An 11,031-nucleotide genomic window follows, 5' to 3' on the forward strand; every position below is an offset into this window, starting at 1 on the left:
TCGCTTTTTTGTTTATTGACTCTGATGAAAATCCTGTTATTCGAAAATATAGGAATAATAGTCTCGTCACATAAAAGTTATATGATATTTTTCAATGAAAAACTTTATAACAACAATACAAAAAAGAGTGACTTATGACTACGCGGGTTTCTTTATCTACCACGGGCTCAAATACCATTACATCAACAAGAGCTATTACAACAAGAGCTATTACGGCAGTAAAACCTCTAACTTCAACAAAGTTCCTGTTTAAGCTATTGAGCTTAACAGCGTCGCTAATCATCAGTGCTAGCTGTGTTGCCGTTGAAATCAATCAAGATTCAAATCCTGAAATTAAAGATACCACCACGCCTTATGTGTTATTGATTTCTATTGATGGCTACCGCCATGACTATAATCAAGTACATGAGCCAAAAAATCTCATTAAATTCGCCAAAAACGCCGCAAAAGTAACTCAATTCACGCCGTCATTTCCAACAGTCACTTTTCCAAATCACTTGACCCTAGTCACTGGTTTATACCCAAGTCATCACGGAATTGTGGCTAATCGCTTTTATAATCCCACTTTAGACCGCCATTATGCCCTAAGCGATCGTGAAGCAGTAACAGATGGACGCTTTTATGATGGCGTGCCGCTATGGTCATTAGCCGCTCAACAAAATATGAAATCAGCAACTTACTTTTGGCCAGGTTCAGAAGCTGAGATTGCGGGACATAGACCGACCTACTGGCAAAAATATGATGGAAGAACTCCGAATGAGCTTAGAGTAAAGCAAGTCATCGATTGGTTTAATTTACCTAAAGCAGACCGTCCACAGTTTGTGACTTTATATTTTTCTGATGTAGATAGCGCGGGACATCATCATGGCCCCTTATCTCATAAAACTTATGATGCTGTTCAATACATTGACACGATTATTGGAAATTTATTAGCACAAATTGACACTTTACCTTTTGCGGTAAATGTCATCATTACCTCAGATCATGGTATGGCTAACGTAGACAAATTTGAACGAGTTTATACAGATAAGTTATTTGGTGAGAATAAGGATTTACGCTCTAGGTTCAGTTTTATTAACGACGCTGCCTTCTCTTTAGTACACGCTAACGGTCATGATAAAAAGCACGATTTAATTGAGCTTGAAAAGCTTGTCGATCAGACAGAAGGGTTAGTTTTTTATCGAAAAGAATCCATCCCTAAGCATTTAGAGTTTGATTTTAACCCGTCTATCGGTGATGCCATATTAGTAACCCATGATCATTTCATCACTAGTACAGATGCTAAAGCGGGACCAATAGGAAAACACGGTTACTATGCCGAAGCCGTACCTGATATGAACACCATACTTTATGCCAATGGGCCTGCATTTAAAGCTGGAGCAAGGGTTACTCAAGCAAAGAATATTCACTTATACCCTTTGATTGCAGAGATATTGAATTTGAGTATTACAGAGCCTGTTGATGGCCAACTTGAAGTGCTACAGCCTTTGTTAAAATAAAAACCTAAACCTAATACAAAAAAGGACAATATCTTCACGATATTGTCTTTTCATTCTTAATATCAGAATCGTAGTAAAGCAATGAATTTTAAAATCAATTATCAGGGATTATGAGTGGATCAATTTTTCTCAGCGAGCATGACTTGATGGTAAAGTGCATCTTTCATTTCTACTCGTTGCTGTTTTAAATCATGAATTTCTGCATCTGAAATTGGAGAGTCTTTTAACTCCAGATTACGAATTTGTTTATCGAGTGAATCATATTGTTTCAATATCTTGGCAAAATGTTCATCACAACTATTGAGTGAAGTGATGGTATCAATGTGATCTGGAAATTCGTGTCTAAGGGAATGATTTTCACCTAACATAAAAAGCCTCTTTTTTGTGTCTTTAACCAGTAGTGTCAAACTACATCAATTAACAATTAAAATGGATTACACTTCTTATTAAAATGTAGAGCAATTAGTATAAAAAACAAGTGAGCGCCCCTAAGTTTAACTAACTTTAATCATTCACTTTGAAAAGAACCTGATTAGCTAATAATAAGTAGAAAAATACACATAGGGAGAATAACTAGTTTATAATTTTATTTGAAATTATTGATTACCTTACTTTATCGTTATTTGAAACTCGGCTAAATGAATGTCTAACTCAGCAAACTGTAACCCGCTCTTTCTCGATTTTTCTACAATTAACAGCAATGCTCCAAAAATTGATAAAATCACTATTATTGGAAATGCTAGCGGCTCTTGGCAAGCTGCAGATGATGGTTATTCAATCATTTTTAATGGCACAGTTTCTGATAATAAAAATATCATTAATATCTGTAATGGTCCTTATGCAGGCTCTGAAGAAGACTTTGTCGTTACAGGAGATCATAGTGAATGGTTGGCAATTGCATTGTCAGTAACAGCAAGGTTACTGGAAGTAAAATTACACTGCTGGCCATCATCTGGGTTAGTCAGTTTTGTATTGTTTAATCAACTAAACTGCCAACTGGCATTACAACGTATGTCGTTGCTGCCAAGCTTAAAACGAAGTCACGACATGCCAAGCAATCAGCATTTACCTTGTGTGGTGCATAATTGGCTAGGAGAGCGCCGTATTGCACTTGCTACAATAAACACTTCAACTCAATGGCCTGAGCTCTATTTATCAGAGCAACACTCCTCGCCTGTTAATAATAGTTTACCCGTTAATGACGATCCTTTTGCGCTTTTGACACAAGTTGTTGAACAAAACACACAGCACCAGGTGGGACAAGAACAACTAAACGCCTTAGCGAATACACCGTTATCAACTTGGTCGGTCAATGCTACAGAACAAAAATTACTAACAGCTGAATTAGTCTTTTTTAATCAACAACCTGATACTGAAACTAGCTTTTGGTATTTATCAAATAACACCGCTTCACAATACTTAGACCCCATTCGAACTGCACTCGCTTTATGCAGACAGCAGTTGTATTGATATCTGAATATCCATTCAAGTATTGAGCATTCATAAATCGATTTTTATATGAGAATTGTTAATTTTTGCAGATAGTCAGCGAGTAAGTGTTGGTTATTTGTAAATTTGATCTTAAGATGACTTATAAATCGTCTAAGTCACAAATTTAATATGAAATTCAATCAGCTAGTTACCTATACCCTTGTAGCAATCACGTTATTCCTTAGCGGCAATCTCTCCGCCGCCGACTTCATGGGTACACAAAGCTGTGTTGAATGCCACCAGCAACAATATAAAGATTGGCAAGGCTCCCATCATGATATGTCCATGCGACATGCTGAGCCTAAATCGATATTAGCCAACTTTAACAATCAACAGTTTGATCATTTAGGTGAAATATCCCGTTTTTTTATGAAGGAGAAACAGTATTGGGTCAATATAAAAGGGCCAGACGGTCAATTTAAAGATTATCGAATAAGTTATACCTTCGGCTTTGAACCACTGCAGCAATACATGGTGGAATTTGAAAACGGTGCAGTGCAATTAATTCCATTTGCATGGGATAGCCGTACTAAAGATGAAGGCGGTCAACGCTGGTTTTATTTGTATCCTGATATGGATCCCTTTGATGAATTCTATTGGACCAATAAAGGCCAAAATTGGAACTACATGTGCGCTGATTGCCACTCCACCAATGTTCAAAAAAACTATGATGCAAATAGTAACAGCTTTAATACTAGTTTCTCTGAAATCAATGTGGCCTGTGAAGCCTGTCATGGGCCAGCGAGTAAACACATTGAATGGTCTAAAGATCAAACTAAATCAACGCCATTATTAGGCTTTGAGCGTGATTTAGCCCCTAAAGTTGGTGCTTGGGAGTTTGTTAAAGGCCAAAAGATATTGCAACCCAAGCAAGTCAAAACTTCTGCGCAATTAGAAACATGCGGACAATGTCATAGTCGCCGCTCCCAACTAACAGATAGTAAAGCGAAAGCTCATGATCATATCGATAATTTCTCAAATAAATATATGCTGAGTGATGTGAGTCCAAATTTATATTACCCTGACGGTCAAATTTACGATGAGGTTTTTGTTTTAGGGTCTTTCAAGCAATCTAAAATGCACATGGCAGGCGTCGTATGTAGTGATTGTCATAATCCACATAGCAATAAATTAAAAGCACCAGTGGAAGTTATCTGTTATCAATGTCATGTACCAAGTGAGTATTCAGCAGATAAACACAGCAAGCATGCCGAAGGTACTGAAGCTTCAAAATGTGTAACTTGTCATATGCCAAAAACCACTTATATGGAAGTTGACCCACGAGCTGATCATAGTTTCAAAGTACCAAGGCCGGATTTAAGCTTAAAAATAGGTACACCAAATGTGTGTAGTCAATGTCATGATGATAAAACAACTACCTGGGCTGCTCAAACAGTCGCTAAACAATTTCCTAATTCTGTTATTAGAAAAACACCTAGCTACGCGGTCGCATTTTCAAATGCTGCCGCAGGCGCACCTTCTAGCAGTGACGCACTTTCTGAGATTGCTTTAAACCCGCAACAACCGGAAATAATCAGAGCTTCTGCATTATCAAGAATGACTAATTTCCCTAGTCAACAAACCTATACCGCCATTGAGCGATCGGTTAAACATGTTGATGCCCAAATAAGATTATCGGCAATTATTGGTTCTGGTGGGTTTGCTTTCCCTAACAGATGGCCGTTGCTTTCCCCTTTACTCACTGATTCTGTCTTCTCTGTTAGAACTGAAGCTGCCAGCGCCTTAGTCTCTGATTGGTCAAACATGGATGAATCACAACAAATGCTGATGACAGTAGCACTCAATGAATACATTGAAATTCAACAATACAATACTGACCGCGGTTTTGCCTGGTTGAATATAGCTAATGTTTATCTAGCAAAAAAGCAGTTTGATAAAGCAGAAGAGGCTTACAAGCGCGCGATTAAAGTAGAACCCATACTGGCCACCAGCTACGCTAACTTAGCTGACCTTTATAGACAAACAGGTAAAGAAGCACAATCTATTGCCATCTTAAAACAAGGGATTGAAAATCAACCGAAAGCAGGCTTACTTCGTTATAGCGCAGGTCTGGCATACTACCGACAACAAGATTTAACCCAAGCTATTGAATATTTCACACAAGCTACTGTTGTTGAGCCAACCAATCCGCAAAATTGGTCTGTTTTAGGTTTAGCACAAGAGAAGGTAAATCCAGCTGATATGATGAAATCTCTGTCTAAAGCCTTTGAAGTCAGTAATGATCCCCAACATTTATATTCTTTGTGTCAGTTTAAGATTAAATATCGCGATCCAACCACCAATGCTTGCTTGCAACAATTATCCGAACGCGTTTCACCACAAGTTATGAAGCAACTAACGGGTCAATAAGGATTGCGCTAGCCACTAATAAACATGAATAGATAACAATAATTCATCTTTAAACGCCTGAAACTTTAAATGTTAAACTTTTGTGAGGATTCAGGCGCAAAGATCAATTAGATTAATACAATGATTCTTAAACTGTATTTATCCTATGTCTACAAAACACAATAATAAGCCTTTAATTACCATTTTCTGTGCAACGTCTTTGTTGTTTTTAGTGGGTTGTGGTGGTTCAAGCGATGACTCGTCCAACTCAGATATAACTAGTGATACTGCTACGCCTTCAACTCCAGCAGTTCCAACAACGCCAGCAACCCCGACGCCAGAATCTCCTACTATTTTAACGGGATTATTTTTAGACTCAGCAGTCTCTGGCCTTAATTACCAAACGGCTTCTCAACAAGGAGTCACCAATTTAGCGGGTGAATTTAGCTACCTTGCAGATGAAAATATCACCTTTTCTATAGGGCAAACTGTTTTCCCCGCATTAAATGCAGATGCTTATATCACCCCATTATCTGTATTCAATACTACAGATATAAACGCCACCGAAGTGGTAAACACATTAAGATTATTACAATCATTAGATAGCGATCGTGATGTTACCAATGGCATCGTACTCCCCAGTGACATACATACCTTGGTTACAAATAATATTGATTTTAGGGCCAATAATTTTGAATCTCTTTGGCTAGAGGTTATTCAATCGAGTCAACTGACAAATAAAACCTTTGTCACGGCAGATGATGCCATTTACCACTTCCAACAAACATTAATGACAATCGATGATGGCAGCGCTTCAACTTGTACTAAAACCCATGCAAAAATCGGTTGGACTGGTATGTTTGAAACATTTGCCCACAATGTATCTGGTAAAGCAACTATCGTTGATGACTGCACCATTGTGATTGAACAATTTGATTATGATGGATTAGGACCTGATGTATATTTTTATGGTGCTATTGCCAATGATTATGTAGGCAGTTCTGCATTTAGTATGGGTAATAAACTTAACGGTCAGAGCTATGCTAATGCTCAATTAACCATTAAATTACCTAAAAGCATGACAATGGATGATTTAACCGGAATGAGCGTATGGTGTGTAGACTTTAACGCTAACTTTGGTCAAGTCACTTTCACCCAGTAGTCAGTTCAATCCATTGCATAGTTGAAATAGCTAAAGATGTTGAAATCACGCAACACACTAGCTGGCGATGTTAGTTATTCATGTTTAAGACATAAGCTATACAGTTTTATATCAGTAATTCATTCTAAAGTAGGCTCTATTTGTCATTGAAATCATCAATACTAGTAGAGCTTAATAAAAGTGGATTATGGATATGACGATTATGGACAATGCTATCATTGACGATTCTATTATGAAGAATGTTATTCTTCGATTATGTTTTTGTATGTTTTTAACTAACTCAATAACGGCCGCTAATGCAGTAACTGCACTAAATGAATGTCCAAGTGAGCAACATCAATTTAAATGGTCTGGCGGCGGCGCTTATCCACAAATCCTTAGTCATAATAATCAATTACATTTAATCTCTGATGTGTCTGGAACATGGATAAATGATCCAGAAACATCACAGTGGCAGTTCAGTAACACCGGACTATCAAATTTAAGCATTTCCAGTATCACTTTCTCCTCTTCTCATCCTGAAATCGGTTATGTCACTACCAATCCAGTAATAACCAGACTATCCATTTAATCAACATCAGAGAAGATGTTGATTAACGATTGACAGGATTTAACTAAAGTAATTTAAAAATATCAATTTACGGGCTAGATTTATAATGCCTCAACAAACACTCCACCTCTGATGAGCAGGGATAAATAAATCTCTCAATTTCAATTAGCGCAACTCACTATTTCAAAAACTAGCATTACCATCATCTACTGACTGATTTAGTCCTTATTGGGCTATCAACACGCATCCCATAAGCTTAAACCTGAGCATTATTTGCATCACTAATTAACCGATAACTGATTAAACATTAAACAAATATTCTGTGTTCTTTAAGTAACACAATAATCAAATTAACCTTGATTTACATCAATGACCATTTTCCCAGCAGTTTTATATTAGAAAAAGCAGTTTGATCCTCCAACACGGAAAAGGTTATCAGATGGATACACATGCAGCTCTATATCAACGATGTAAAACTCGTTTAGATCAGTTACAGAAACTACAACCTCGTCAGAGCGTAACCCTAGAAGACAAATTAATAAAAAGTGGGATTACCCGACGTGAGTTTATGACATGGAGTGCGTCCGTTACTGCACTTCTCGCTTTACCCCTTCCATTTTCAAGCTTAGTTGCTGAAGCCGCAGAACTCGCCGATAGAGTGCCGCTAATTTGGTTACACATGGCTGAATGTACAGGTTGTTCAGAATCCCTTATAAGAACCGATACCCCAAACTTAGATAGCCTAATCTTTGACCATATTTCATTGGAATATCATGAAACATTAATGGCAGCTTCTGGTTGGCAGGCAGAAGAAAACCTAGAGCACGCATTAGAGGCTTACAAAGGCAATTACTTACTGGCTGTCGAAGGCGCAATCCCAACCGCTAATAATGGCGCGTTTCTCACTGTTGGCTGTAAAGGTCACACAGGCATGCACATTGTAAAAGAAGCCGCTAAAGGCGCTGCTGCCATTATCTCTGTGGGAACCTGCGCAGCATTTGGTGGAGTACAAGCTGCGTCACCTAATCCAACCGGCGCCAAAGGTGTACAAGACGTCATCGATAAGCCCGTTATTAACCTCGGTGGTTGTCCTCCTAGTGAAAAGAACATCGTCGGTACTTTGATGTATTTCATCATGTTCGGAAAACTGCCGGCTTTAGATATGTTCAATCGCCCTAAATGGGCCTATGGCGCCAGAGTTCATGATAACTGTGAACGACGAGGACGTTTTGATGCTGGCGAATTTGTTGAGACCTTTGGCGATCAAGCCGCAAAAGATGGTTACTGCTTATACAAAGTAGGTTGTAAAGGGCCTTATACCTATAACAACTGCCCTACTGAACGTTTCAATCATCATACAAGCTGGCCAGTGCTAGCAGGTCATGGCTGTATTGGTTGTTCAGAACCTAATTTTTGGGATGACATGGCTGATTTTGAGAAACCATTAGGAAGGCAGCTACTCCACGGCATTGACGCCACAGCCGATACTATTGGCGCCGTCATTTTAGGTGCGACCGTTGTAGGCATAGGTGCCCACGCTGTAACCAGTCTTTTTGCCAAGCCGCTAGAGGAATAAACCATGAGCAAACGTGTAGTTATTGATCCTATCACCCGTATTGAAGGTCATTTACGAGTTGAAGTTGAGGTCGATGAAAATAATGTGATTCAAAAGGCTTGGTCATCATCAACTTTGTGGCGTGGTATCGAAGTAATATTAAAGGGCCGTACCCCTATGGATGTGGGTCTAATTGTGCAGCGCATATGTGGCGTGTGTACTTATTCCCATTATCGTTGCGGCACTGAAGCGGTTGAAAATGCCTTAGGCGTAAAAATACCGTTAAACGCAAAATACTTACGTTCACTAATGCAAACGTCTTTGTATATGCATGATCATATTGTGCATTTTTACCATTTACATGGTTTAGATTGGGTCGATGTAGTATCGGCATTAAGCGCCGATCCTGCACTGGCAGCACAAGAGGCAAATAAATATACCGCAAATCCTATTGCTGCTGGAGAAGGCGATTTACGAGCAACGCAAGAGAGAGTTAAAGGACTAGTCGATACTGGAAAACTTGGCCCTTTTGCGAATGCTTATTGGGGCAATAGAACTTATAGATTTACCCCTGAGCAAAACTTGATTGCTCTCTCTCATTACCTAAAAGCGTTAGAAGTTCAACGGGTCGCAGCAGAAATGCTCGCCATATTTGGTGGTAAATCCCCTCACCCACAATCATTAGTGGTTGGCGGCGTAACAGCAGTACGAGACATGTTAAGTCCTGCAAGATTACAAGAATGGAAACAAAAACACGCCATAGTGCATGACTTTATCATTCGTGCTTACAAAGCTGACATCGTGATGGCCGCTGCCGCATTTGGCACCGAACCTAGTGTATTAGGCGGCGTTAACGTCAAAAACTTCATGGCAACTAATGATTTTGTACTCGCTGACGGTAAGTATATGTTCGACCAAGGCGTGATCATGAATGGCGATTTGGCAGGCGTAAGCGACATTGACCCTAATGCAATAAAAGAAGATGTCACCCATTCATGGTATGACGCTAGCGCGCCGCAGCATCCTTATGAAGGAACAACAATTCCAAATTACACCGGCTTTGTTGAGCGCGATACGGTATATGGCAAATTACCGACCGTAGATGGTGATGGTAAATACTCCTGGGTTAAGTCACCACGTTATCAAGGTGAACCTGTTGAAGTTGGCCCTCTTGCGAGTCTGTTAGTCAGTTATGCCCGTGGTAATGAGGTCGTCGTTAACAGTGTTAATGACTTACTGAGTGCTACTGGTTTACCCATTGGCGCCTTATTTACCACCTTAGGTCGAACAGCCGCTCGTATGCTGCAGACTGTCATTGTGGCTGAAGAGGGCTTAAAAACATTCGATGCCATGCTAGTGAACTTACAATCTGATGAATCAACCTATGTCACTCCAGAAATTGATCCGCAGCGTGAGTACGAAGGCCATAGCATGATCGAAGCGCCGCGAGGCATGTTAAGCCATTGGATCAGGATCAAGGGCGGTAAAATTGAAAATTACCAAGCCATCGTACCAACGACCTGGAATGCTGGACCTGTTGATAAAGACGGGAAAGTTGGCCCCTATGAAGCGTCGCTTATTGGGCTAGAACTTGAAGATCCCACTAAGCCACTAGAAGTCATTCGAATTATTCACTCTTTTGATCCATGTATGGCCTGCGCCGTGCACGTGATGGATTACAAAGGCAATGATTTAGGTGAATTTAGAATCGATCCTAACGGGTTTTAGACTTTTGCGGATCTAAGAGGAAAGGATTATGACTCAGATTGCAACTCACCATAGACAACTCATATTCTCGCCAGCCATACGAATTTTCCATTGGCTTAGAGCACTTGCGATTGTGGTTTTGATAGTTACAGGATTTTATCTATCTTGGCCATTTTTAGTCGCGCCGGAATCGTCTGATGTATTGGTACAAGGCTGGATTCGTTTTGTCCATTTAATTTTTGGTTTTGTACTTACCGCTGTCACCATTGCCCGTTGTTACTTGTTCTTTTTTGGTAAAAGTAAAATTGAACGTAACTCCTTAAAAGATGTATTCAGTTTACAGAGCTGGATAACTCAAATTAAGTCTTATATATGGATGGGACATTTACACAAAGTAGGTGTTTATGGGCCTTTGCAGTATGTCACTTATGTTGGCATTTCTGCAGCGGCGGTATTTATGTGTATTACAGGCCTAGTGCTATACGCCAATGTTTACCATGAAGGTTTAGGCGGCGCGATTTGGGAAGTATCAGCCTGGTTTACTGCGTTAATGGGTGGCCTTGCTCAAGTAAGAACATGGCATCACATCGTTACCTGGGCATTCATTATATTCATGGTTATCCATGTCTATATGGCCATTTGGTCAGGCATTCGTTTTAAACATAACTCTGTCGACTCCATAGTCTCAGGTTATGACTACCATAAGGATCACTAGCCT

Annotated in this window: 9 protein-coding genes; 8 read left to right on the top strand and 1 reads right to left on the bottom strand. The window is 39.6% G+C overall.

Going from position 1 to position 11,031, the window contains the following annotated elements; genetic code table 11:
- Positions 1-134: 134 nt before the first annotated feature.
- On the top strand, positions 135-1,499 hold the full coding sequence (locus FPK91_RS03335) for an alkaline phosphatase family protein (RefSeq protein ID WP_144207974.1): 1,365 nt from the start codon (positions 135-137) through the stop codon (positions 1,497-1,499).
- 119 nt (positions 1,500-1,618) lie between these two features.
- Here FPK91_RS03335 and FPK91_RS03340 read toward each other — a convergent pair whose 3' ends face one another.
- Positions 1,619-1,867: a YdcH family protein gene (locus tag FPK91_RS03340; RefSeq protein ID WP_144207977.1), complete on the bottom strand. Its 249-nt coding sequence runs from the start codon at positions 1,865-1,867 to the stop codon at positions 1,619-1,621.
- 274 nt (positions 1,868-2,141) lie between these two features.
- Here FPK91_RS03340 and FPK91_RS03345 point away from each other — a divergent pair, with 274 nt between their 5' ends.
- The 7 genes from FPK91_RS03345 to cybH all read left to right on the top strand — a co-directional run bounded on the left by FPK91_RS03345 (position 2,142) and on the right by cybH (position 11,028).
- Complete coding sequence (locus FPK91_RS03345; RefSeq protein ID WP_144207979.1) at positions 2,142-2,969, top strand: hypothetical protein; 828 nt, start codon at positions 2,142-2,144, stop codon at positions 2,967-2,969.
- Between the two features lie 150 nt (positions 2,970-3,119).
- Positions 3,120-5,360, top strand: a complete 2,241-nt coding sequence (locus FPK91_RS03350) for a tetratricopeptide repeat protein (RefSeq protein ID WP_144207982.1) — start codon at positions 3,120-3,122, stop codon at positions 5,358-5,360.
- Between the two features lie 145 nt (positions 5,361-5,505).
- Positions 5,506-6,501 (top strand): DM13 domain-containing protein, encoded by a 996-nt coding sequence (locus FPK91_RS03355; RefSeq protein ID WP_144207985.1) that lies wholly within the window; start codon positions 5,506-5,508, stop codon positions 6,499-6,501.
- Positions 6,502-6,688: 187 nt separating this feature from the next.
- Positions 6,689-7,072 (top strand): hypothetical protein, encoded by a 384-nt coding sequence (locus tag FPK91_RS03360; protein WP_144207988.1) that lies wholly within the window; start codon positions 6,689-6,691, stop codon positions 7,070-7,072.
- Between the two features lie 418 nt (positions 7,073-7,490).
- Positions 7,491-8,627 carry a nickel-dependent hydrogenase small subunit gene (gene hyaA, locus FPK91_RS03365; protein WP_144207991.1) on the top strand — a complete coding sequence of 379 codons (1,137 nt, stop codon included), beginning with the start codon at positions 7,491-7,493 and terminating at the stop codon, positions 8,625-8,627.
- Between the two features lie 3 nt (positions 8,628-8,630).
- The gene (gene hyaB / locus FPK91_RS03370) at positions 8,631-10,334 is read left to right on the top strand and encodes a nickel-dependent hydrogenase large subunit (RefSeq protein WP_144207994.1); all 1,704 of its coding nucleotides are present in this window, start codon (positions 8,631-8,633) and stop codon (positions 10,332-10,334) included.
- A gap of 28 nt (positions 10,335-10,362) precedes the next feature.
- The gene (gene cybH, locus FPK91_RS03375) at positions 10,363-11,028 is read left to right on the top strand and encodes a Ni/Fe-hydrogenase, b-type cytochrome subunit (RefSeq protein ID WP_144207997.1); all 666 of its coding nucleotides are present in this window, start codon (positions 10,363-10,365) and stop codon (positions 11,026-11,028) included.
- Positions 11,029-11,031 lie beyond the last annotated feature (3 nt).

Source organism: Shewanella donghaensis (genome assembly GCF_007567505.1).
In the GTDB taxonomy this organism is placed as follows: Bacteria; Pseudomonadota; Gammaproteobacteria; order Enterobacterales; family Shewanellaceae; genus Shewanella; species Shewanella donghaensis.